This window comes from Aeromonas molluscorum (genome assembly GCF_051376105.1).
GTDB classification, from domain to species: Bacteria; Pseudomonadota; Gammaproteobacteria; order Enterobacterales; family Aeromonadaceae; genus Aeromonas; species Aeromonas molluscorum.
In genome coordinates, this window is record NZ_JBPQCY010000002.1 from 1,133,242 (window position 1) to 1,154,112 (window position 20,871).

A 20,871-nucleotide genomic window follows, 5' to 3' on the forward strand; every position below is an offset into this window, starting at 1 on the left:
CAGGCCGCCATTGACTACATTGAAGTCATGGTCTACCGGAGATGCTCATCTTGAAGTTGTCACGTCGTGAGGCAGCGCCCTTGCTCTGCCTGGGTTGTGGACTCCTGCTCATGGGAGTGAGTGAACAGGCGAGGTTGCTGCTGGCGGGTCTGTCCGTCTATCTCGTCGGCGGCCTGGTCTGGTATCAGCTCAGCCAGCCACGCAATGATGGCAAGCGCAAGCAGGCGTGGCCGCTCTGGCTCTACGAGAGCCGCCCCTTCGTCATGATCCTGCTGGGGTTGCTGATGCTGCGCGAGGCGACCCACCCCCTGTTCCTGCTGCCCGCCCTGTTCTGGGTACTGCTGGGGGGTCATCAGCTCTGGCTGCGCCATCAGCACCGATTCTGGCGCCGACGCGCCCCTGCCTTGCGTCCCCTCTAAGGCCATCCTCCGCGATGGCCTTATCCCTTGCCTTAACAGGGATAAAAAGCCATCGCCCCCGGTGGGCTCTGCCGGTATAATGCGCGACCCGAATTGTTCCAGGTGTTCAAAATGCAGCCGGTTACCAACTTGTTTTCCTATCCCCGTTACTGGGCAGAGTGCTACGGCACCGCCCCCTTCCTGCCCATGTCCCGGGCGGAGATGGACCAACTCGGCTGGGACAGTTGCGACATCATCCTGGTCACGGGGGATGCCTATGTGGATCACCCCAGCTTCGGCATGGCGGTCATCGGCCGCATGCTCGAATCCCAGGGTTTTCGGGTTGGCATCATCGCCCAGCCGGACTGGTCATCCAAAGAAGACTTCATGCGCCTGGGCAAGCCCAACATCTTCTTCGGGGTGACGGCGGGCAACATGGATTCGATGATCAACCGCTACACCGCCGACAAGAAGCTGCGCCACGATGACGCTTACACCCCGGGGGACATAGGTGGCAAGCGGCCGGATCGGGCAACTCTGGTCTATACCCAGCGCTGCAAGGAGGCCTTCAAGGAGGTCCCCGTGGTCATCGGCGGCATCGAAGCGTCCCTGCGCCGCATCGCCCACTACGACTACTGGTCCGAGACCATACGCCGCTCCATTTTGCTCGATGCCAAGGCCGACATCCTCATCTACGGCAACGCCGAGCGGCCGCTTATCGAAGTGGCCCACCGTCTGGCGGCGGGGGAGACCATCGCCACCATGCAGGACATTCGCGGCACCGCCGTGATCCGCAAGGAGCCGCTGCCGGAGTGGCGCGGGGTGGATTCCAGCAAGCTGGACCGTATCGGCCGCATCGATCCCATCATGAACCCCTATATGGAAGGGGCGCCCTGCAGCGATGACGAGGGCACGGCTCCTATGGAGCAGGAGGCCAAGCCCATCCTGGTGCAGCCCGCTAAACAAAAGCCCTGGGAGAAGACCTACGTCAAGCTGCCGGCCTTCGAGCGGGTAAAGGAAGACAAGGTGCTCTACGCCCATGCGTCGCGCATTCTGCACCACGAGACCAACCCCGGCTGCGCCCGGGCGCTCGCCCAGTCCCATGGCGATCGCATCATCTGGGTCAACCCGCCCGCCTTCCCGCTCGAAACTGACGAGATGGACGGCGTGTTCGGCCTGCCTTATCAGCGGGTGCCGCACCCGGCCTATGGCAAAGAGAAGATCCCGGCCTACGAGATGATCAAGACCTCGGTCAACATCATGCGCGGCTGCTTCGGCGGCTGCTCCTTCTGCTCCATCACCGAGCACGAGGGGCGCATCATCCAGAGCCGCTCGGAAGAGTCGATCTTGAAAGAAATCGAAGAGATCCGCGACAAGGTGCCGGGCTTTACCGGCGTCATCTCGGATTTGGGCGGCCCCACCGCCAACATGTACAAGTTGCGTTGCAAGAGTCCTAAGGCCGAGCAGACCTGCCGCCGCGCCTCCTGCGTCTGGCCGACCATCTGCCCGCACATGGACACCGACCACACCCCGACCATCGATCTCTACCGCAAGGCGCGCGACATCAAGGGGATCAAGAAAATACTGATCGCCTCAGGGGTGCGTTACGACATCGCCGTGGAAGATCCGCGCTACATCCGCGAGCTGGCCAAGCACCACGTCGGTGGCTACCTGAAGATTGCCCCCGAGCACACCGAGGAGGGGCCGCTCTCCAAGATGATGAAGCCGGGCATGGGCAGCTACTACCAGTTCAAGGAGCTGTTCGACAAGTACTCGAAAGAGGCGGGTAAAGAGCAGTACCTGATCCCCTACTTCATCTCGGCCCACCCGGGCACCACGGATGAAGACATGGTGAACATGGCACTCTGGATCAAGGAGAACCGCTTCAAGCTCGATCAGGTGCAGAACTTCTATCCGTCGCCGCTCGCCAACGCCACCACCATGTATTACACGGAGAAAAACCCCCTCGGCAAGATCAGCCGCCAGAGTGAGGACGTGTTCGTGGTCAAGGGCGAGCGTCGTCGTCGCCTGCACAAGGCGCTGCTGCGCTATCACGATCCGGCCGGCTGGCCCATGATCCGCGAGGCCCTGCTGGAGATGGGCAAGGGCCATCTGATCGGCAACGGCCCGAGCTGCCTGGTGCCGCCGGAAGGACGCGGCGAGGTCAAGGCCGAGCGCAGTCTCAACAAGGGCCTGAAACCGGCCCTGACCCGCCACAGCCCTATTGCTCAACAAAGAGACGTTCATCAGCGGGGCAATGGGGCTGGCAACAAGGCGGGCAATGGCAAACCGGCTGGTTCCCTGTCGCAGAAAGGCGCTGGCAACGGCAAGCCCGCGGCAGGCGCAGGTGGGAAACCCGCTGGCAAACCGGCAGCCCAAAGCCTGCCGCAAAAGGCAACGGCGCCAAGCGACCGGCACGGTGATATTTTCTGATTGGAAAGCGATAGATAGTAAAAAGGCGACCAGATGGTCGCCTTTTTATTTAGTTTGGAGTTTCATTATTTGATGGGGCATTATATTTTACCCTTTGGGCCCTTAACTATGGCATGTAGTTCTATCTTCAGTTTCTTTAATGCCTCTCTGGCACCTTTTCCCTGAGGTTCAAATAATATAATGGCATTTTCAATGATGGCGCCTTCTTGACGAAGTCTCTCCGCGAGAGAAAGCATTTTTCTTCCACCTGTTGTGCTATCGTCGACTAGAAGTATTCGCTTGTCTTTGATATTTAACGTTAATGGATAGTCTAATTCGAAATGGCTCTTATAATCGTTGTTAACAACCATTCCCTTTTTACAAACACCCAATATAAATGGTGTTTTTCTCATTTTTGCAAGCTCATACCCCAACAGCGGAGCGCCATCTTTTGGTGTTATATCAAATCTATTAATTTCATGTTCAGACATGAATGTATTAAGAATTTTCGCATATTCTATTGCAACATCAGGGCATGTTGTGCTCCCAATAACATCATAGAAAGCATTTGTTGAGAAACTTCTTGTTTCTCCAATATTTACTCCTGATGATATTGTATGCTCTTCAAGTAAACCCTGTAATCTAACAACATATTCAGGCTCCCCGTTTAAGCATTCACATACCCTGATTTGAAAATTCTTGAATGGGGTTTTCTCTTTATACCAAGATATATGAGCTCCTATTTCATCTAGAGCTTTTAATGTTGAATCCATACGGTTTTTTGCTAGATATCTAGCAATAAATCTTGGTAATAACCCCAAGCTATCAAGTATAAATATTAATGTTGAAAGAGAAAGAAGCCATAAAATTATGTCGTTAAAACTAATATCCCCCCAAATATTGTTTGGATTCATTTAGTATTCATCCACAATTGAGTTAGCTTGTCTATATTTTGTCCGCTAATGCCATAGTAGCTATAAATGGATTTTAATCTTTGTTCACGCATATCAGGAGGGTAATTAAATATCTCATACGACTCTACTTCATGTATACGTATTGCGATTAATAACTCGTATAATGGTTTTACTGATGTACCTTGACATAAATATTTCTCACCATCTATCGCAGCCTCCATAATTATATCTTGAGCTGAATAAAATATTATTTTTTTACCATCTTTGTATAGAATTATATCTTTTTTTGAATTGACAATGCCAAGGCAGAATATTGTTAATTCAAAGTTATCATTATCCTTTTTAAGGAATTCAGAGATACTGATGTCTGATGTGTTTTCGACATATGAGACTATTTTCTCTACAATGTTTTTTTTCATATTTAACCTATCGATGCAAGAAGGTGGTTGGTACTGTTGGTATACACGTTACAGACCTTGCTAAGGCTATTCTTAATGTAATGACAATCAGAGTTATGCTCAACTATGAGCAGGTCTGATATGGGGGATGGAGTTGCGTGCAATTGATTTTGGTCTTCAATAAATATATCACCTACAACAACATCAACATTCTCCGCAATGACAATGCTGGTGTATTTTTCAATGTCTTGTATTGTAATTCCCTGAAGTACTGGTTTTATATAGAGGCAGGCATTCATACCATTTGATTTACAATTCTTGAAAGATTGAAATCTAAAGTCTGGTGGTGTAGTTCCCTTCTCATAGTCTCGCCAATAGGTGATTGTAGCACTGCTAATGTATGCAACAACCTGCCTATTCCATTTAGGATGCCGCGAATTCAACTTCGAAGTGCAATTCCCGATTAAAAATATTCAAAAACCACCTGTGGCTGTTTAAATCCCAAGCATTTGCGCGGCCTGAAGTTCAGCCGCTTTTCGACGGCTGACAGTGCCTCTGCTGTCACCACACTCAAATCACTGCCTTTGGGCACATATTGCCGCAGCAGACCATTGCTATTCTCATTCTGTCCCCGTTCCCATGCACTGTATGGATGCGCAAAGTACACCTGCGCTTCCAGCTCTGCTGCAACACGTTCATGTTCGACAAACTCGCTACCATTGTCAGCTGTGTTTTGGTATGGACATGTGCCTGGTTTTTTTTCACCATGCTGATAATGGTGTACACCGCGCTGGCTGTTTTGTAATGGGAATCAGAGTTATGCTCAACTATGAGCAGGTGCGTGCAATTGATTTTGGTCTTCTTATCACCTCAACAACATCAACACTCAATGCTGGTGTATTTTTCAATGTCTTGTATTGCACCGCTGAAATCTAAAGTCTGGTGGTGTAGTTCCCTTCTCATAGTCTCGCCAATAGGTGATTGTAGCACTGCTAATGTATGCAACAACCTGCCTATTCCATTTAGGATGCCGCGAATTCAACTTCGAAGTGCAATTCCCGATTAAAAATCAGGCTGCTTCAGAAGTTCGTCAAAAACCACCTGTGGCTGTTTAAATCCCCATTTGCGCGGCCTGAAGTTCAGCCGCTTTTCGACGGCTGACAGTGCCTCTGCTGTCACCACACTCAAATCACTGCCTTTGGGCACATATTGCCGCAGCAGACCATTGCTATTCTCATTCTGTCCCCGTTCCCATGCACTGTATGGATGCGCAAAGTACACCTGCGCTTCCAGCTCTGCTGCAACACGTTCATGTTCGACAAACTCGCTACCATTGTCAGCTGTGATGGTATGGACATGTGCCTGGTAGGGTTTCAGCATGCTGATAATGGTGTCCGCCACCGCGCTGGCTGTTTTGCTGGGAACGTATTGAACCAGGTAGAGCCGGCTCTTACGCTCCAACAGACTCACTATTGCACCGCTGCCTTGCTTACCCAACACGGTATCGACTTCCCAATCTCCCACACGGCTCCGCTCATTGACTATCGCAGGGCGTTCATCAATCGATACCGGATTGGGAATGACACTGCGTTTGCTGTTCTTACCCTTGCGATAGCGTTTGTGACCCTGACGCAGATGCCGGTATAGCGTGCCACCGTTGGCCTTGTCGCGTGCCACATAGCGGTATATCCACTCGTGGCTAACCGGGCAGTTAATCATGTCTCCAACGCCACTGATTTGCTCGGGACTCCAGTCCGCGACCAGCGCCATGCAAACAAAGTCGATGGTATCAGACGGGACAGTACGCTTCTGACTCGTCAGCCGTCGTGCCGTGGCAAGTTGGTGAGCCTGCTGCGGCTGATAGGCCTGCCCAGCACAATTACGACGAAGCTCACGACTGATAGTCGATGGATGAACCCCGAGCTGTTTGGCAATGCGGGCCTGTGACAGGCCATGGTCACGGAGGCAGGCAATCTGGTATCGTAGCCCCTCGGTCAACTGCTGGTATTTCATGGTGTATCGCTTTGTTTCTTTGGCGAGAAGAAGCGTACCCTAACTGGTAGTTGACCGCCTCTCTCCTATGCACCATGGGCATTGCACTTATTATCTGAATTCACGGCTCCGTTATTTTTTTTACATCGTTTTCATCTATTCGGCGCTTAGTTGCAAATTGAATAGGATTTGAATACTTAAGCAGCTCTTGTATTAAAATAATTGTTTCTGATTTTATGGTCGCGTCCCAGCATTCAGAGAAGCAGCCTATAGAGATTATTGTCCCGTTAGGGCCAGAGATAAAGCGAGAATCATTCTCTAGTAGTTCCAATAGGGATTCAGCTTTTATTAAATTCAAACCAAGGCTGTGAGAGGATAATGGTAAACCCTCTATCGGCAAATAACAATAGCTGCACTGAGATGAACAACCAAGACTTAAATTTATAAAAAGTCTATGCGAATCACCAGAAATATATTTATCGATGTTTAATAAAATCTGTGACATATTTGAAAATTTCCTGATGAATGTCTGATATAGAACGCATAGCATTGCTACTATTCAAGCAAGGAATAACTGTCCAATCTTCTTTTTCTGCAAGCGCCCTAAATTGTATCAGCGCTTCACTCAGATGCTCATTAGATGATTCTTGTATGTCATGAGTTTTATCTGTATAGATACGCTTGTCTTTTTTTGAAACAAGCTCCTGTGACCACTCCGTTGTCGAGTCTAGAAACAGAATTAAGTCAGCAGTAGGAAGACCAAGTATTTCATGCTCTACTTTACTGACCCATTCTGCCATAGATTTTTTTTCATTTTGGGGAGCCCTTGCACTTTGATGAGCAATATTAGAAAAAGAATATCTATCACATATTACAATATGGCCTGCATCCAACAAATTAATTATTTTATCTCTAGATTCAAATCTGTCTAATGCATACAAAATGAAAATTTCGGATGAACTTGTTCTAGGTTCCCATATTTTCCATGGAGATAGCTTACCAAAAAAGGAGGAAAAGGAAATCCCTTTGGGACACCCACCTTTTTGTATGAGGCGTAAAGCTACCAAATCTCACGCTACCGCCCGTGGATTACAGCTTCCAATATGCTTCATTGACCAGCGAGGGCAGCAACCCATCGCAGTTCAACAGGTTCTGGATGGCTATGGTAAGCCAAACGAAGCCTCCCAAGCGAGCAGCAAAAGTGAGGCAACTATCAGAGAATTCTCGTTTTTTGAACTCTGTCATCAAAGCCTGGCGGCAGAGGCGATAAAAGCAGTCAGGCGGGGGCGGCTTTGCTATCTTGTGCGGCCAGGTTTCATTGATAGGGGGAGGGCATGATGACCATCCCCGATCAACATCAAGGCGGGCGTTTGTCCCCTGCACAGGAGTAGTCAGATGACGGTCAGAGTCAAATCCAAGCTTGAGAAGATAGGCAGTGGCACCGGGCTGCTGATGGGGATCATCGCCTTCAATTTGCTGGCCCCGTCGCTGTTTGAGAAGAGGGAGGGGTTTGACGTTATCCAGATGGTCGCTGCCATCGCCTGCGCCATGCTCTGCTCTGAACTGGGCGCCCGTCTGGGCAGACTGGTCGATGAGCGGGGCAAGTCCAAAAACTGACATCCTGACAGCGGGCCTCTTGGCCCGCTGTCATGTTGACGCTTGCGCGGCTTGTTTCGTCACAGCAGTACCGCTTGTTTCGTTAAAGCCGCGCCGCTTGTGTCGTTAAATCTGGGGCAGTAGCGCCGCCTGACAGGGGATGCGGGTGATCTCTCCCCCTTGCAGGCGGAACAAGGCATCTTGCGGCAGCTCCTGTTGCCAGAGCGCCTCGTGACTCAATCCCGCATAGAGGCCGCGCAGCATGATGCCGGACAAACCATGGGCGACGGCGATGCGCCGGGAGCCCAGACTTGCATCATGGAGCCAGTCGTGGCAGCGCGCTTGCAGGCTGGCTAGCCCCTCGCCATCTGGCGCTTGCAGGTACCAGTCCGGCTCGCCAGTTTGCAGGGCAAAACAGAGGGGGCGGATCTCGTCGAGGCGACGCTCTTCCCACTCCCCCAGGCCCAGCTCCTTGAGCCGCTCATCGACCCGGATCCTGTCATGGCTCATGCCCAGTTCGTCGCAGACGAGGCGGGCGGTCTGCATGGCCCGTCCCAGGGGGCTGGCATAGAGGGTCCAGGATGCGGGGTCGTCCAGCTGCTGGCGAAGGGCGGCGCCCATGGCGCGGGCTTGCTGTTCCCCCAATGGGGTGAGGGGGGAGTTGCAGTGGCCCTGCAGTCGTTGCTGGGCATTGAAGCGGGTCTGGCCGTGGCGCAGCAGATAGAGAGTCGGCGTCATCTTGGTCGGGGCTTGGAAAAAGGGAGTCCACGCTAGCCCATCGCTTCATAACTCACAAGAGGATGGGGTAAGCTGGGCGCAGTCTTGAGGGAGAGATAACATCATGCGTATTGCCATGATTGGGTTGGGTGATATCGCCCAGAAGGCCTATTTGCCACTGCTGGCCAGCGATGAGCGGGTGACGCCGCTGCTCTGCACCCGGAGTCCATCTGTGCTCGACAAGCTGGCCCGCCAGTATCGGGTGGCCGAGTGTTTTACCGACGTGGATGCGCTGCTGGAGAGCCGCCCCGACGGGGTGATGATCCATGCCGCCACGGCGGTGCACGGGGATCTGGCCAGACGAAGTCTGCTGGCGGGCATTCCCACCTTCGTCGACAAGCCGCTGTGCGACAGTGCCGCTGAGGTAGAGGCCTTGTGCCAGCTTGCGTTGCAGCAAGATTGCCCGCTGTTTGTGGGCTTCAATCGCCGCTACCTGCCTGCGCTGTCGGCTGGGCGGGCACAGCCGGTGACCGAGCTGCATTGGCAAAAGCACCGCCACGCCCTGCCCGGGCTGCCCCGCCAGTTCCTGTTCGATGATTTTATCCATGTGCTCGACAGCCTCTGCCACTATGGCGGCCTGCCAAGTGGCGCCCTGCACCGGGTATTTAGAGCCAGCGCGCAGGACCCGGCCATGCTGGCCGGGGTGAGCGTCGCCTGGCAAAGCGGGCAGGTGGCGGTCAGTGGCAGCATGAACCGCAGCGCCGGGGTCGGCGAGGAGCGCATCAGCCTCTATGGCGACAACCTGTCACTCCAGATAGAGAACTGCACCCAAGGCACCCAAGCCCGGGATCAGGTGGTACAGACCCTGGCCGCCAATGACTGGCAACCGGTGCTGGCGCGCCGTGGCTTCGCCGCCATGCTGGATCACTGGTATGAACAAATTGCAGGGGGCCGGGCCGACCAGTCCCTGATCGACAGCTATCTGCGCAGTCATCAGTTGACCGAGCAGCTGGTGACAGAGGCGGAGCAACTGCTGGCGGGCGAGCCGTCTCGCTAACGGGATCCCCGCCTGCCGGTCAATATCAGGCGCTGATGCGCACAACCAGCGCAATAAAAGCAGAGGATCCATGGCTCCTCTGCTTTTTTATGGGGCGATTTTATCGTGGGATGACGTGGGCTTAACCGAAGCGATAACTGCCCATATAGAGGCTGCCATAGTCCCAGCTATCATGCAGCCGGACCGATTTGTCTGCCCCTGCCGCGCCGAGGGCCACGAACAGCGGCCTCAGGTGATCGTCATGGGGGTGGGATTGCACCGCCCCCGGAGCCTGGTCGCGATAGTCGAGCAGGGCCGCCTTGTCCTGACTGTCCATCTTCTCCTCCAGCCAGTGAACGAACGCCTTGGCCCAGACGGGGGGCGGGGAGCCATCGGGGCCGAGCGCCCTCAGATTGTGGGTGATGGCGCCGGAGGCCAGTATGCCAATGCCTTGTTGGCGCAGCGGTGCCAGCGCCTGGCCCAGTTGCCACAATGCGCGCGTGTCCATGCCCGCCGGGATGGAGATCTGCACCAGGGGGATCTCGCTTCTGGCATCGAGCAGGGAGAGCGGTGACCAGACGCCGTGGTCCAGCTCACGCTGGGTCGGTTTGGCGGCCAGCCCCCCTTGCTGCAAGGTCTCCTGCACTGCCTGTTGCAGCCATGCCGGGCTGCTGGCGGGCCAGCGCACGCGGTAGAGGGCATCGGGGAAGCCATGGAAGTCATACATGAGCGCCGGGTTGTGCGCCACGTTGACTTCCAGCTCGCGGCTGAACCAGTGGGCCGAGATGACGACCAGCCCTTTGAGCGGCCCCAGGCTGAGATCCTTCATGAACCGGGTGGCAGGCTGGTCGCGCAGTACCAGATCCGGTGCGCCGTGGGAGATAAACCAGACAGGGGACATCTTAGTGCTCCATCAGAGGGGGCCTTGGCAGGCGATGAAGTCATTATCCGCCCCCTTTTTGTGGTGAACAATTAGGCTAGGTGTGTAATCACTCTTCACTCAGGGTTGATAATCGGGCAGGCAGATGGCTGGGGGACAGACGGGAAGGCTAAACAAAAAGGGAGGCAGTGCCTCCCTTTTTACGGTGCGTTCATGGTGTTGCTAGTCGATGGCGAGCAGCTCCACTTCGAAGATAAGCAGGGAGCCGGGCAGGATCTTGCCGGTGGCGCGGTTGCCGTAGCCCAACCTGGACGGGATGAAGAAGCGAGCCTTCTCGCCGACCGTCATCAGCTGCACCCCTTCGGTCCAACCGGGGATCACCTGATTGAGGCCAAACTCGATGGGCTCGCCACGGGCGATGGAGCTGTCGAAGATGGTGCCATCGAGCAGTTTGCCCTCGTAGTGCACCTTGACCTTGCTGCTGGCGCTGGGGTGCATGCCACCTTCGCCTTCGGCCAGTACCTGATATTGCAGGCCGGACTCTGTGGTCACTATGCCCGGCTTGGCCTTGTTCTCGGCGAGGAAGAGATCGCCGGCGCGGATATTCTCCTCGGCCAGTTTCTTGTTGTTGTTACTGGAGTAGAAGTAGTACGCCGCCAGGGCGATCAGGACGGCGATTAACACAATTTTCATCACTAAATCCTTGCAAGACAATGAGATGAATATCTTATCCCAGTGAGTCGAACGGGGGTAGCAAAAGGGCGCCAATGGCGCCCTTCCTTGCCGAATCAATCCATTCAGTTAAGCCCGGGGGCGGGTCATTTTGCCAGCGCCATCATCAGCGCAGGCAGGGCGAAGAAGAGGCCTCCCACATAGCCCAGTGCCAGCAACTTGTTCTCGCTGCCGACCCGCGCCAGCCACTCGGCGGCCAGGATGGGCAGGTCGCGCAGGAAGGGTAGCCCATAGATGAGCACCACGGCGAAGACGTTGAACAGCACATGCACCAGGGCGATGGTCAGCGCCAGTTCGGCGCCGCTGCCGCCGATGGCGGTGGCTGCCAGCAGGGCCGTGATGGTGGTCCCTATGTTGGCGCCCAGGGTGAAGGGGTAGAGCTGGCGGGTGGTGAAGACGCCGCCGCCGGCCAGAGGGATCATCAGGCTGGTGGTGGTGGAGGAGGATTGCACCATGATGGTCACCAGGGTGCCCGAGGCGATACCGGTGAGGGGGCCACGACCCAGCGCCTTGTGCAACAGCGCCTTGGCGCGACCAACCAGCACTTTTTGCAGCACCTTGCCAAGGTAGGTGACCGACCCCAGGATCAGCAGGATACCGATGGCGATGGTGGCCAGGGCAGGGCCTTTGCCGGGCAAGAAGGCGACGGCGGCATCGATGAGCTGCATGGCTGGCGCTGTCAGCGGCTTCATGAAGTCCATGCCTTTCATCGACATGTCGGTCGAGCCGACCAGCAGATGGGCCAGGAACTCGGCGCTGTGCTGCAAGAGGCCGAAGGCAAGCTCCAGGGGCAGGAAGATGAAGACGGCCATCAAATTGAAGAAGTCATGGACAGTGGCGGCGGCAAAGGCGCGGCGAAACTCGGTTCTGTCGCGGATATGACCCATGGAGACGATGGTGTTGGTGATGGTGGTGCCGAGGTTGGCGCCCATCACCATGGGAATGGCCATGGCCAGCGGCAGGCCGCCTGCGACCAGGCCGACGATGACGGAGGTCACGGTACTGGACGACTGCACCAGGGCCGTGGCCAGGATGCCGAGCAGCAGGGCGACGAAGGGGTTGTTGGCAAACGCAAAGATTTCGGCCGCACCCTCGGCGCCACCGGAGAACAACTTGAAGCCGTGAGAGACGGCGCCCACCGCCACCAGGATCAGGTAGACCAGCGCTATCACAGTTATCCAGTGGAACAGCGCACGATGGGAGGTGTTGTGCTGCTGCGGCAAGGAGTCAGGGTTGTGCATAAAGCCTCTTGGGACGGCGCTGGCCGTCTGCTGATGAATTTGACCGGCGCATTACAACAAGGCTCGATGACACTTTTATGACAAAGTGACGTTTTGATGATGTTTTGATGACAGTTGGCGCGCCTCGGGGCGCCCATTGACAGGGATGGCAAGCGGTCAGGCTATTCCTGGTACGCCCCTCGACCAGCATGCCGGTTGGGTACAAAACTGAGTGTGCTTTGCCTGGTCAGGCTGCTGAGTCACACTCATCAATGCTTGTGCTCACTCCTCAGGCCATTAGACTTGGCGGTCGTTTTTCAGCTATCGCGAGTCTGTCATGAAGCACGGGTCTCTCTTGCTAGTTCCCCTGATCCTGGTCTCCCTTTCTGCTCGGGCTGACGTCCTTTCCTCTGGTTGCAGTGCCGGACAGGTAGCGGTGGGATCGGCCGTCAATGGCGCTACGGGTATCAATAGCCGCTGTTCCGCGGCCAACAGCAAGCAGCGGGTCGAAAATGCCGTGGACAATCCGGCGGGCTATGCCAAGGGCAAGGCAGCCCAGGCGAGCGGCGTGGATGATGCCTATCGCAAGGCGCGCAGCAGCAAGCAGCGGGTCGAAAATGCCGTGAACAATCCGGCGGGCTATGCCAAGGGCAAGGCAGCCCAGGCGAGCGGCGTGGATGATGCCTATCGCAAGGCGCGCAGCAGCAAGCAGCGGGTCGAGAATGCGGTGAACAATCCGGCGGGCTATGCCAAGGGCAAGGCAGCCCAGGCGAGCGGCGTGGATGATGCCTATCGCAAGGCGCGCAGCAGCAAGCAGCGGGTCGAGAATGCCGTGGACAATCCCGGCAGGGCGGCCGCCAGGCGTCTGGTGCGATAAATTCAGCGGATCGCCGGGTAAGCGATCTTCGCCAGGTTGCGACAATTCAAGACGCTTCGAGAATGTTCGATGCCATGGCGGGCCGGCCCCTTTTTTACGGGGCCTCTTGGCCAGATAACCGGGCCTGATTGGACCTGTAGATGAGCTGTCTCTTCTCGTGGCGCAAGCCACCCAGGTAAGGGGGGCGAGCGGATGCACCTTGCTCCCGGCACACATCGCCCTACACTGGCAGATATTCATTCGTCATCGAAAGTGGGTCTGTCATGAAAAAACTGCTGCTCTGTCTCTCCCTCAGTCTGATCACCCTGGGTGCCCAGGCGGGAGTCATCAATCCGGATTGTACCCCTGAGAAGGCGGTCAAGGGTGCGGCCATGAAGGCCACGGTCGGGGTTGGCGGGCGCTGCTCCGTCGCTGAAACGGCCAAGGACTCTGTCGGTCTGGATGACAAGAAAGGCAAGGTCTCCGATGCCAAGGACTCGGTCTCTGACTCCAGGAACAAGGTCGGCAACGTCGTCGACAACCCCGCCAAGGCGGCGAGCAAGGCCGTGATCAAATAAGCATTAGCGCGAGCCAAGATGTCGATGAAAGGGAGCCAAGGCTCCCTTTTGCTGGTCTTGGCAAAGGGAGACCGCTGGTGGAGAGCGCCTTTGCGTCGCATTGGGGGGGATAAAAAGGGGAGCCGATGGCTCCCCTTTCTGTTTGCAAGGTGTGACGGGCGCGATTTATTGCAGCTCCGCCTCTTCGTATTCTCGCAGCGGCGCCTGGGAGAGCTTGATGCGCAGCACTAGGTAGACCAGGCCCAGGGCAGCCCAGATGAGGCCAAGGTAGAGGGAGCTCAGCTCCAGGTTGATCCAGAGCAGGCCTATGGTGGCCGCGCCGCACAGGGGCAGCAGCAGGAAGCAGACGTTGTCCTTGAGGGTCTTGTTACGCTGTTCGCGCACATAAAACTGGGCGATCACCGACAGATTGACGAAGGTGAAGGCGACCAGGGCGCCGAAGTTGACCAGCGCCAGGGCGATGTCCAGATCGAAGGAGACGGCGGAGAGCGCCAGGGCGCCGACCAGCAGTACGTTGATGGCCGGGGTACGCCAGGTGGGATGCACGTAGCTAAATACCTTCTCGGGCAGGACGCCATCGCGCCCCATCACGTAGAGGATCCGCGACACGCCAGCGTGAGCCGCCATGCCGGAGGCCAGTACGGCGACCGTGGTGCTGACCAGCACTATGCTCTGGAACAGTTTGCCACCGACGTAGAGGGCGATCTCCGGCAGCACGGCATCGGGCTCCTTGAAGCGGCTGATGTCCGGGAAGTAGAGCTGCAGGAAGTAGGAGACCAGCACGAAGATGATGCCGCCAATGAGGGCGGTCAGCAAGATGGCGCGAGGGATCACCTTGCCGGCGTTGGGGGTCTCTTCACTGAGCGAACTCAGGCCATCGAAGCCCAGGAATGAGAAACAGAGAATGGTGGCGCCGGTAAAGAGCGGCAGCAGGGCGGTGTGATCCGAGTAGAAGGGACGACTGCTCAGCACTGTGCCTTCCCCCTCGCCGAAGTAGACGGCATGGGCCATCAGGGCGAGGAACACCAGTATGATGGCAACCTGCACCAGCACGATCAGGCCATTGAAGTTGGCCACCAGATTGATGCCGCGCAGGTTGAGCATGGTCATCACGCTCACCAGTCCGAAGATAAAGATCCAGGGTTCGACCCCGGGGAACATGGCGGTCAGGTAAATCTTGGCCAGCAGCATGTTGATCATCGGCATGAACATGTAATCGAGCAGGGACGACCAGCCCACCATGAAGCCCACGTAGGGATGGAAGGTCTTCTGGGTGTAGGTATAGGCCGACCCGGCAGAGGGATACTTGCGAACCAGATGGCCGTAGCTGATGGCGGTGAACAGGATCCCGGCCAGCGCCAGCAGGTAGGAGGTGGCAACATGGCCGCTGGTGATGTCGGAGACCATGGCGAAGGTGTCGAACACCGCCATGGGGGTCAGGTAGGCGAGGCCGATGACCACGACTTGCCACAGCTTGAGGGTTTTTTTGAGGCGAACCGGTGCATCAGACATCAGCGAACCTCCTGCATTGCCGCCAGGGCATGGTCATGGCGAGACGCCAGGGGACTGAACAGACGCACACTCGATGGAGTGGTGCAGAGGTCGTTGGCAATCGCGTTGCCAAGGCTGACTCCGGCGAGCGGAGACGAAGTATAAGAGAGCCCCATCTTGTTCCTCATAGCGGCATAAATCATGGGTGGGTTCGCGCCATCTATGAGTGCGACCCCGGATATCATTTCCGGGAAAAGGCCCGGCCTCGGTATGGTGGTAAACAACAAAATGAAAATAACCGACTTGGCAACCAAGTCGGTTATTTTAGCGGCGCGCATTTTGCCCCAGATGGACGGGGATGACAACCCATGGCAGCGCGGTATGGTGCAAATATTTGGTGCAAGTTCAGGGGCTTGTTCCGGGGTAAACACTCAGCCCGGGCACTGGGCCCGGGCTGAGGTGGTCGGTCGCGGCACCCGGCCTAGGAGAGGGCGGCGGCCAGCGCCTGTTCCAGCTTGTCCAGCCCCTCGTCAACCAGCGCCTGGGACGCGGTGAGCGGTGCCAGGAAGCGGATGACGTTGGCACGCACGCCGCAGGCCAGCAGCACCAGCCCCTGTTTGCCCGCCTCGGCCACCAGACGCTTGGTGAGGTCGGGGTCAGGTTGCCGGGCATCGCGCCCCTTGACCAGCTCCATGGCCACCATGGCCCCCGGGCCGCGAATGTCGCCGATGCAGTCGAACCGCTCGGCGAGCCGGTGCAGCCGGGCCTTTATCTGCTCGCCCTGGGCCTGGGCGCGCAGGTTGAGTTGCTCCTCCTCAATGACTTCGAGCACCGCCAGCGCGGCGGCGCAGGCGATGGGGGAGCCCGCATAGGTGCCCCCTAATCCACCGGGCTTGGCGGCGTTCATGATATCCGCCTTGCCAACCACGGCCGAGAGCGGGAAGCCCCCCGCCAGGCTCTTGGCCAGGGTCATGATATCTGGCTCGATGTTGCTGTATTCGGTAGCGAAGGTTTTTCCTGTGCGGCAAAAACCGCTCTGGATCTCGTCACAGATAAGCACGATGCCGTGCTGATCGCAGATCTTGCGCAGGCTCTGCATAAAGCTGGGGGAGGCCGGGTAGAAGCCCCCTTCACCCTGTACCGGCTCTATGATGATGGCGGCGACCCGGGTTGGTTCTATGTCGGCACTGAAGCAGAGGTCGAGCGCCCCCAAGGCATCGGCCTCACTCACGCCCAGATAATCGGCCGGGAAGGGCAGGTGATAGACCTCCCCCGGCAGGGGGCCGAATCCTGTCTTGTAGGGCACCACTTTGCCGGTGAGCGCCATGCCCATCATGGTACGGCCATGGAAGCCGCCCTTGAAGGCGATGGTGCCGCTGCGACCGGTATGAGCGCGGGCTATCTTGATGGCATTTTCCACCGCTTCGGCACCGGTGGAGAGAAACAGGGTACGCTTGGGGGTTGATCCCGGCACCAGGGCATTGAGTTTCTCGGCAAGCTCGATGTAGCCGGGGTAGGGCGTGACCTGGAAGCAGGTGTGGCTGAATTTTTCCAGTTGCTCGCGTACCGCGGCCACCACCTTGGGATGGTTGTGGCCGGTGTTGAGCACGGCGATACCCGAGGCAAAGTCGATGTAGCGGTTGCCCTCCACATCCCACAGTTCGGCATTCTGTGCCTTGTCGATAAAGACCGGCATCAGGGTACCAACGCCGTTGACCACGGCGGCTTCGCGACGTGCCTGCCAGGATTGATTGCTCATCTTGATTCTCCCATCAGGGGCTAGCCCCTCACTGTATGTTGATGAGTCGGCAGTCTGGCTGCCGCTCCCCATCCTTAGGTTGTCTCATCTCATGGCACTGCTGGTCCGGTGTGCCATTTTAGTGAATAAATAATTCACCATATTGCTTTGTTATGCAATGGAGCCGAAACAGAGATATTTGGTTTCCAGATACTCATCGAGTCCTTCGGCAGCGCCTTCCCGGCCCAGGCCTGACTCCTTGATGCCGCCAAAGGGCGCCAGCTCGGTAGAGATGATCCCTTCGTTGATGCCCACCATGCCGTATTCGAGGCGCTCGGCGACTCGCCATACCCGGGCGATGTCGCGACCATAGAAGTAGGCGGCCAGCCCATAAGGGGTGTCGTTGGCGATGGTGATGGCCTCGGCTTCGGTCTCAAAGCGCACCAGCGGGGCGACGGGTCCGAAGATCTCCTCTTGCAGTATGGGGTTGTCGGCCTGGACGTTGGTCAATATGGTCGGGCTGTAGAAGAGGGGGCCGGCAACGTGGATCTTGCCACCTACCAGCACGCGGGCACCGGCAGCCTGAGCCTGTTCCACCAGGGTGGCGACCTTGTCGGCGGCGGCCTGGTTGATGAGGGGGCCAATCTGGCTGCCTTCGCCAAGGCCATCGCCCACCTTGAAGGCGCGCACCGCGGCGGCCAGCTTCCCGGCGAAGGCGTCATAGACGCTGGCCTGCACCAGAATGCGGTTGGCGCAGACGCAGGTCTGGCCCGCATTGCGGTACTTGGAAGCCAGGGCCCCGGTCACGGCGGCGTCCAAGTCCGCATCGTCGAACACGATGAAGGGGGCGTTGCCGCCCAGCTCAAGGGAGACGCGCTTCATGGTGTCGGCGCATTGGCGCATCAAGAGCTTGCCGATGCGGGTTGAACCTGTGAAGGAGAGTTTGCGCACCAGAGGATTGGCACAGAGCTCATCCCCTATGATGGCGGCCTGATGGGAGGTGACTACGTTGAGCACCCCCGCCGGGATGCCGGCCTGCTCGGCCAGTGCTGCCAGGGCCAGGGCGCACAGGGGCGTCTCGGCGGCGGGCTTGATGACGATAGTGCAACCGGCGGCCAGGGCTGGGCCTGCCTTGCGGGTGATCATGGCGATGGGGAAGTTCCAGGGGGTGATGGCGGCAACAACCCCGACCGGCTGCTTGATGGTGGCCAGTCGCCTGTCACTACTGAAGCCCGGTATGGTGCGGCCGTAGGCGCGCTTGCCCTCTTCTGCGAACCACTGGATAAAGCTGGCGCCGTAGGCGACCTCCCCCTTGGCCTCGGCGAGGGGCTTGCCCTGCTCCCGGGTCATCAGCCGCGCCAGGGCATCCTGCTCCGCCATGATGAGCTCATACCAGCGCATCAGTTTGGCGCTGCGCTCCTTGGCGGTGAGTGCCGCCCAGGCAGGCTGAGCGGCATGGGCTGCCTCTATGGCGGCCTGGGTATCGGCGCCATCCATGTCCGGCACCAGGGTGATGAGTTCGCCGGTGGCCGGGTTGGTCACCTCAAACTGGCGACCGCTATGGGCCTGGCACCAGCGACCATCTATATAGGCAAGGGAGTGAGTCTGGGGTTCGAGCTGCGCTGTCTGTGACATGGGGGCCTCGGCGGTAGATTCAGGGCGTTCGGGATGAGATCACAGGAAATAACCCAGGACGCAACTGTATAGAATAATAAGCACTGGATGACCATAATGGTCGCGGTTTTGTTTTTCAAGTGTTAAATGCGGTTGCCCACAGCGATGTTGGCGTGCTAGAAGTGGTGTTATAGAGAGGTTTTTGGTTATGGGTGTGCAAAATAATGAACGGGTGGCACTGTCCGCCCGACTCGCAGCCACTGCGTTTTTGTCCCCAAAAAGAGGCCAGGCAAGGCCTCATTTTCAGCCATTATTGAGCGCAATCGTGTGAGGATAGAGGGATCATGACCGAACATGTGAAGAGTTACTACGCCGCCAGTGCCAATACCCATGCGCCTTTCCCCAGTCTCGATGAACAACTGGAGTGTGATGTTTGCATCATAGGCGCCGGGTATACCGGTCTCTCCAGTGCCCTGCATCTGGTTGAGAAGGGTTATTCGGTGGTGGTGCTGGAGGCGGCCAGAGTCGGTTTTGGCGCCAGCGGTCGCAACGGCGGCCAGATAGTCAACTCCTACAGCCGCGATATCGACAACATAGAGGCGAGTTGTCCGCCGGATCAGGCCAAGTTGCTGGGCAGCATGCTGTTCGAGGGCGGTGACATCATTCGCGAGCGCATCAAGCGCTACGACATTCAATGTGACTTGCAGCAAGGAGGCGTCTTTGCCGCCGATACCGAGCGGCAGCTGCACGAGCTCAAGGCCCAGCAGCGGCGTTGGCAGAAGTGGGGCAACGATCAGCTTGAGTTGCTGGATAAAGAGGGGATCCGTCAGGTGGTGGGTAGCGATCGCTACGTCGGTGGCCTGCTCGACAAGCGGGGTGGCCATATCCATCCCCTCAACCTGGCGCTGGGGGAGGCCGAGGCCATCCGCAGCCAAGGGGGGCGCATCTTCGAGCAATCCGCCGTGACCAGCATAGAGCCCGGGCAACCGGCGCTGGTGCGCACCGCCAAGGGGGCTGTCAAGGCGCGCTTCGTGGTGGTCGCGGGCAATGCCTATCTGGGGAATCTGGTGCCTGAGCTAGCGGGCAAGAGCATGCCCTGCGGTACCCAGGTGATCGCCACCGAGCCGCTTGGGGAAGAGCGGGCCCGGCAACTGCTGCCGCAGAATTACTGCATGGAAGATTGCAACTACCTGCTCGATTACTACCGCACCACAGGCGACCACCGGCTGCTCTACGGCGGCGGTGTCGTCTATGGCGCCCGGGATCCCGCCGACATCGAGCGGCTGATCATCCCCAAGATGCTCAAGACCTTCCCGCAACTGGCCGACGTCAAAGTGGAATACACCTGGACCGGCAACTTCTTGCTGACCATGTCGCGTCTGCCGCAGTTTGGCCGCATCGGCCACAACATCTATTACATGCAGGGCTACAGCGGCCACGGCGTCACTTGTACCCATCTGGCGGGCAAGCTGCTGGCCGAAGCCTTGAGCGGCCAGGCAGAACGCTTCGATGCGTTCGCAAAGCTCCCTCACTACCCCTTCCCGGGGGGGCGTCTGTTCCGTATCCCCTTCACCGCCGCCGGCGCCGCCTGGTACAGCCTGCGGGATCGGCTGGGGGTCTGATCGCGGGGCTCTCGGCGCGCCAACACCACGGCCACCTCAGGGTGGCCTTGGTGTTTCAGGGTTATTTTCGCGGGCTGCGTGACCCATCAATCAAGGGCCTTGGCTGTCACATAAGAACAACACCGCCCCTGGGCGGCGTTGCTTGTGACGCAAGAAAGCTGGCGGTTACTGCGCCAGGCATTTGAGCTGCTGGCCGCTGGGGGGGTTGTGCCAGTCGATGGGACCGTGGGTGAAACGGTATTGCAGGCGGGGTAGTACGACGTCCAACCATTCATGGCGAAAGTAGTCGTAGCCCTCATCCCAGTCTGGGTCATTGGCCCAACCGGTCTGCAGCAGATGGAGGCGGGTACCCTGGTCTTCAGGCACGAAGCGCAGGCTGACCTGGGTCTTCTGCTGGCGTACATGGGGCAGATGGGGGGGGAAATTCCAGCTGAAACTGAGCAGGTCATGGGGCATGACGGCCATGACCCGGCAACCCTCGCTGCCCCGTTCACCATGGGGGGCGTCGGGGCGAAAATAGATCTCGAACGGGCCATTGGGTTCGGCCACCATCAGACATTCAGGGGCGAGAAAGCTGCGCAGCCCGCTCTCCGTAGTCCAGGCATGCCAGACATCATCTAGGTGGGCGGGAATAAAGATGTTACCTTCAAGTTGCTTGTTATCCATGGTCGGCAAAC

Annotated in this window: 19 protein-coding genes and 2 pseudogenes; 7 read left to right on the forward strand and 14 right to left on the reverse strand. The window is 57.4% G+C overall.

Going from position 1 to position 20,871, the window contains the following annotated elements:
- Positions 1–41: 41 nt before the first annotated feature.
- Positions 42–419 carry a hypothetical protein gene (locus ACSMDR_RS15880; RefSeq protein WP_436468859.1) on the forward strand — a complete coding sequence of 126 codons (378 nt, stop codon included), beginning with the start codon at positions 42–44 and terminating at the stop codon, positions 417–419.
- Between the two features lie 111 nt (positions 420–530).
- Positions 531–2,821: pseudogene (locus ACSMDR_RS15885) on the forward strand (YgiQ family radical SAM protein).
- A gap of 90 nt (positions 2,822–2,911) precedes the next feature.
- Here the strand turns inward: ACSMDR_RS15885 and ACSMDR_RS15890 are convergent.
- The 5 genes and pseudogenes from ACSMDR_RS15890 to ACSMDR_RS15910 all read right to left on the reverse strand — a co-directional run bounded on the left by ACSMDR_RS15890 (position 2,912) and on the right by ACSMDR_RS15910 (position 7,181).
- Positions 2,912–3,724, reverse strand: coding sequence for a phosphoribosyltransferase (locus ACSMDR_RS15890; protein ID WP_436468860.1), 813 nt, complete (start codon positions 3,722–3,724; stop codon positions 2,912–2,914).
- On the reverse strand, positions 3,721–4,143 hold the full coding sequence (locus ACSMDR_RS15895; RefSeq protein WP_436468861.1) for a hypothetical protein: 423 nt from the start codon (positions 4,141–4,143) through the stop codon (positions 3,721–3,723). The genes ACSMDR_RS15890 and ACSMDR_RS15895 overlap by 4 nt, the downstream gene beginning before the upstream one ends.
- Positions 4,144–4,585: 442 nt before the next feature.
- Positions 4,586–4,852: pseudogene (locus ACSMDR_RS15900) on the reverse strand (IS30 family transposase); the annotation flags it as partial.
- Between the two features lie 332 nt (positions 4,853–5,184).
- Positions 5,185–6,135, reverse strand: coding sequence for an IS30-like element ISAeca1 family transposase (locus tag ACSMDR_RS15905; RefSeq protein ID WP_436468862.1), 951 nt, complete (start codon positions 6,133–6,135; stop codon positions 5,185–5,187).
- A 455-nt stretch (positions 6,136–6,590) separates the two neighbouring features.
- A complete protein-coding gene (locus ACSMDR_RS15910; protein ID WP_436468863.1) occupies positions 6,591–7,181 on the reverse strand; it encodes a dTMP kinase in 591 nt (196 codons plus the stop codon).
- Between the two features lie 328 nt (positions 7,182–7,509).
- Here ACSMDR_RS15910 and ACSMDR_RS15915 point away from each other — a divergent pair, with 328 nt between their 5' ends.
- Complete coding sequence (locus ACSMDR_RS15915) at positions 7,510–7,731, forward strand: hypothetical protein (RefSeq protein ID WP_436468864.1); 222 nt, start codon at positions 7,510–7,512, stop codon at positions 7,729–7,731.
- 105 nt (positions 7,732–7,836) lie between these two features.
- On the opposite strand, the gene ACSMDR_RS15920 is transcribed toward ACSMDR_RS15915, so the two are convergent.
- Complete coding sequence (locus tag ACSMDR_RS15920; protein ID WP_436468865.1) at positions 7,837–8,448, reverse strand: histidine phosphatase family protein; 612 nt, start codon at positions 8,446–8,448, stop codon at positions 7,837–7,839.
- A gap of 103 nt (positions 8,449–8,551) precedes the next feature.
- On the opposite strand from ACSMDR_RS15920, the gene ACSMDR_RS15925 reads away from it, so the two are divergent.
- Positions 8,552–9,484 carry a Gfo/Idh/MocA family protein gene (locus ACSMDR_RS15925; RefSeq protein WP_436468866.1) on the forward strand — a complete coding sequence of 311 codons (933 nt, stop codon included), beginning with the start codon at positions 8,552–8,554 and terminating at the stop codon, positions 9,482–9,484.
- Positions 9,485–9,605: 121 nt separating this feature from the next.
- Here ACSMDR_RS15925 and ACSMDR_RS15930 read toward each other — a convergent pair whose 3' ends face one another.
- The 3 genes from ACSMDR_RS15930 to ACSMDR_RS15940 all read right to left on the reverse strand — a co-directional run bounded on the left by ACSMDR_RS15930 (position 9,606) and on the right by ACSMDR_RS15940 (position 12,316).
- Positions 9,606–10,364: a DODA-type extradiol aromatic ring-opening family dioxygenase gene (locus ACSMDR_RS15930; protein WP_436468867.1), complete on the reverse strand. Its 759-nt coding sequence runs from the start codon at positions 10,362–10,364 to the stop codon at positions 9,606–9,608.
- Positions 10,365–10,565: 201 nt separating this feature from the next.
- On the reverse strand, positions 10,566–11,036 hold the full coding sequence (locus tag ACSMDR_RS15935; RefSeq protein WP_005908215.1) for an FKBP-type peptidyl-prolyl cis-trans isomerase: 471 nt from the start codon (positions 11,034–11,036) through the stop codon (positions 10,566–10,568).
- A gap of 125 nt (positions 11,037–11,161) precedes the next feature.
- A complete protein-coding gene (locus tag ACSMDR_RS15940) occupies positions 11,162–12,316 on the reverse strand; it encodes a Na/Pi cotransporter family protein (protein WP_436468868.1) in 1,155 nt (384 codons plus the stop codon).
- A gap of 316 nt (positions 12,317–12,632) precedes the next feature.
- Between ACSMDR_RS15940 and ACSMDR_RS15945 the strand changes: the two genes are divergently transcribed.
- Both ACSMDR_RS15945 and ACSMDR_RS15950 read left to right on the forward strand, forming a co-directional pair.
- Positions 12,633–13,172 (forward strand): hypothetical protein, encoded by a 540-nt coding sequence (locus ACSMDR_RS15945; RefSeq protein WP_436468869.1) that lies wholly within the window; start codon positions 12,633–12,635, stop codon positions 13,170–13,172.
- A gap of 263 nt (positions 13,173–13,435) precedes the next feature.
- On the forward strand, positions 13,436–13,729 hold the full coding sequence (locus ACSMDR_RS15950) for a hypothetical protein (RefSeq protein WP_005906410.1): 294 nt from the start codon (positions 13,436–13,438) through the stop codon (positions 13,727–13,729).
- A gap of 165 nt (positions 13,730–13,894) precedes the next feature.
- Here the strand turns inward: ACSMDR_RS15950 and ACSMDR_RS15955 are convergent, their stop codons facing one another.
- The 4 genes from ACSMDR_RS15955 to ACSMDR_RS15970 all read right to left on the reverse strand — a co-directional run bounded on the left by ACSMDR_RS15955 (position 13,895) and on the right by ACSMDR_RS15970 (position 18,593).
- On the reverse strand, positions 13,895–15,241 hold the full coding sequence (locus ACSMDR_RS15955) for an APC family permease (RefSeq protein WP_005906408.1): 1,347 nt from the start codon (positions 15,239–15,241) through the stop codon (positions 13,895–13,897).
- Positions 15,241–15,396, reverse strand: coding sequence for a hypothetical protein (locus ACSMDR_RS15960; RefSeq protein ID WP_161618918.1), 156 nt, complete (start codon positions 15,394–15,396; stop codon positions 15,241–15,243). Before ACSMDR_RS15960 ends, ACSMDR_RS15955 begins: the two co-directional genes overlap by 1 nt.
- 305 nt (positions 15,397–15,701) lie before the next feature.
- The gene (gene gabT / locus ACSMDR_RS15965) at positions 15,702–16,979 is read right to left on the reverse strand and encodes a 4-aminobutyrate--2-oxoglutarate transaminase (protein ID WP_436468870.1); all 1,278 of its coding nucleotides are present in this window, start codon (positions 16,977–16,979) and stop codon (positions 15,702–15,704) included.
- Between the two features lie 150 nt (positions 16,980–17,129).
- Complete coding sequence (locus ACSMDR_RS15970) at positions 17,130–18,593, reverse strand: NAD-dependent succinate-semialdehyde dehydrogenase (RefSeq protein WP_436468871.1); 1,464 nt, start codon at positions 18,591–18,593, stop codon at positions 17,130–17,132.
- A 323-nt stretch (positions 18,594–18,916) separates the two neighbouring features.
- Between ACSMDR_RS15970 and ACSMDR_RS15975 the strand changes: the two genes are divergently transcribed.
- Positions 18,917–20,194 (forward strand): NAD(P)/FAD-dependent oxidoreductase, encoded by a 1,278-nt coding sequence (locus tag ACSMDR_RS15975; RefSeq protein WP_436468872.1) that lies wholly within the window; start codon positions 18,917–18,919, stop codon positions 20,192–20,194.
- 165 nt (positions 20,195–20,359) lie between these two features.
- Here the strand turns inward: ACSMDR_RS15975 and ACSMDR_RS15980 are convergent, their stop codons facing one another.
- Positions 20,360–20,860: an SRPBCC family protein gene (locus ACSMDR_RS15980; protein WP_042040626.1), complete on the reverse strand. Its 501-nt coding sequence runs from the start codon at positions 20,858–20,860 to the stop codon at positions 20,360–20,362.
- Positions 20,861–20,871: the final 11 nt, after the last annotated feature.

What these genes read in the sequence shown, in the direction of transcription:
- ACSMDR_RS15880 (WP_436468859.1), top strand. Translation starts at nt 42, where the DNA reads ATGCTCATCTTGAAGTTGTCACGTCGTGAGGCAGCGCCCTTGCTCTGC.
- ACSMDR_RS15890 (WP_436468860.1), bottom strand. Translation starts at nt 3,724, where the DNA reads ATGAATCCAAACAATATTTGGGGGGATATTAGTTTTAACGACATAATT.
- ACSMDR_RS15895 (WP_436468861.1), bottom strand. Translation starts at nt 4,143, where the DNA reads ATGAAAAAAAACATTGTAGAGAAAATAGTCTCATATGTCGAAAACACA.
- ACSMDR_RS15905 (WP_436468862.1), bottom strand. Translation starts at nt 6,135, where the DNA reads ATGAAATACCAGCAGTTGACCGAGGGGCTACGATACCAGATTGCCTGC.
- ACSMDR_RS15915 (WP_436468864.1), top strand. Translation starts at nt 7,510, where the DNA reads ATGACGGTCAGAGTCAAATCCAAGCTTGAGAAGATAGGCAGTGGCACC.
- ACSMDR_RS15920 (WP_436468865.1), bottom strand. Translation starts at nt 8,448, where the DNA reads ATGACGCCGACTCTCTATCTGCTGCGCCACGGCCAGACCCGCTTCAAT.
- ACSMDR_RS15925 (WP_436468866.1), top strand. Translation starts at nt 8,552, where the DNA reads ATGCGTATTGCCATGATTGGGTTGGGTGATATCGCCCAGAAGGCCTAT.
- ACSMDR_RS15930 (WP_436468867.1), bottom strand. Translation starts at nt 10,364, where the DNA reads ATGTCCCCTGTCTGGTTTATCTCCCACGGCGCACCGGATCTGGTACTG.
- ACSMDR_RS15935 (WP_005908215.1), bottom strand. Translation starts at nt 11,036, where the DNA reads ATGAAAATTGTGTTAATCGCCGTCCTGATCGCCCTGGCGGCGTACTAC.
- ACSMDR_RS15940 (WP_436468868.1), bottom strand. Translation starts at nt 12,316, where the DNA reads ATGCACAACCCTGACTCCTTGCCGCAGCAGCACAACACCTCCCATCGT.
- ACSMDR_RS15945 (WP_436468869.1), top strand. Translation starts at nt 12,633, where the DNA reads ATGAAGCACGGGTCTCTCTTGCTAGTTCCCCTGATCCTGGTCTCCCTT.
- ACSMDR_RS15950 (WP_005906410.1), top strand. Translation starts at nt 13,436, where the DNA reads ATGAAAAAACTGCTGCTCTGTCTCTCCCTCAGTCTGATCACCCTGGGT.
- ACSMDR_RS15955 (WP_005906408.1), bottom strand. Translation starts at nt 15,241, where the DNA reads ATGTCTGATGCACCGGTTCGCCTCAAAAAAACCCTCAAGCTGTGGCAA.
- ACSMDR_RS15960 (WP_161618918.1), bottom strand. Translation starts at nt 15,396, where the DNA reads ATGGGGCTCTCTTATACTTCGTCTCCGCTCGCCGGAGTCAGCCTTGGC.
- gabT (WP_436468870.1), bottom strand. Translation starts at nt 16,979, where the DNA reads ATGAGCAATCAATCCTGGCAGGCACGTCGCGAAGCCGCCGTGGTCAAC.
- ACSMDR_RS15970 (WP_436468871.1), bottom strand. Translation starts at nt 18,593, where the DNA reads ATGTCACAGACAGCGCAGCTCGAACCCCAGACTCACTCCCTTGCCTAT.
- ACSMDR_RS15975 (WP_436468872.1), top strand. Translation starts at nt 18,917, where the DNA reads ATGACCGAACATGTGAAGAGTTACTACGCCGCCAGTGCCAATACCCAT.
- ACSMDR_RS15980 (WP_042040626.1), bottom strand. Translation starts at nt 20,860, where the DNA reads ATGGATAACAAGCAACTTGAAGGTAACATCTTTATTCCCGCCCACCTA.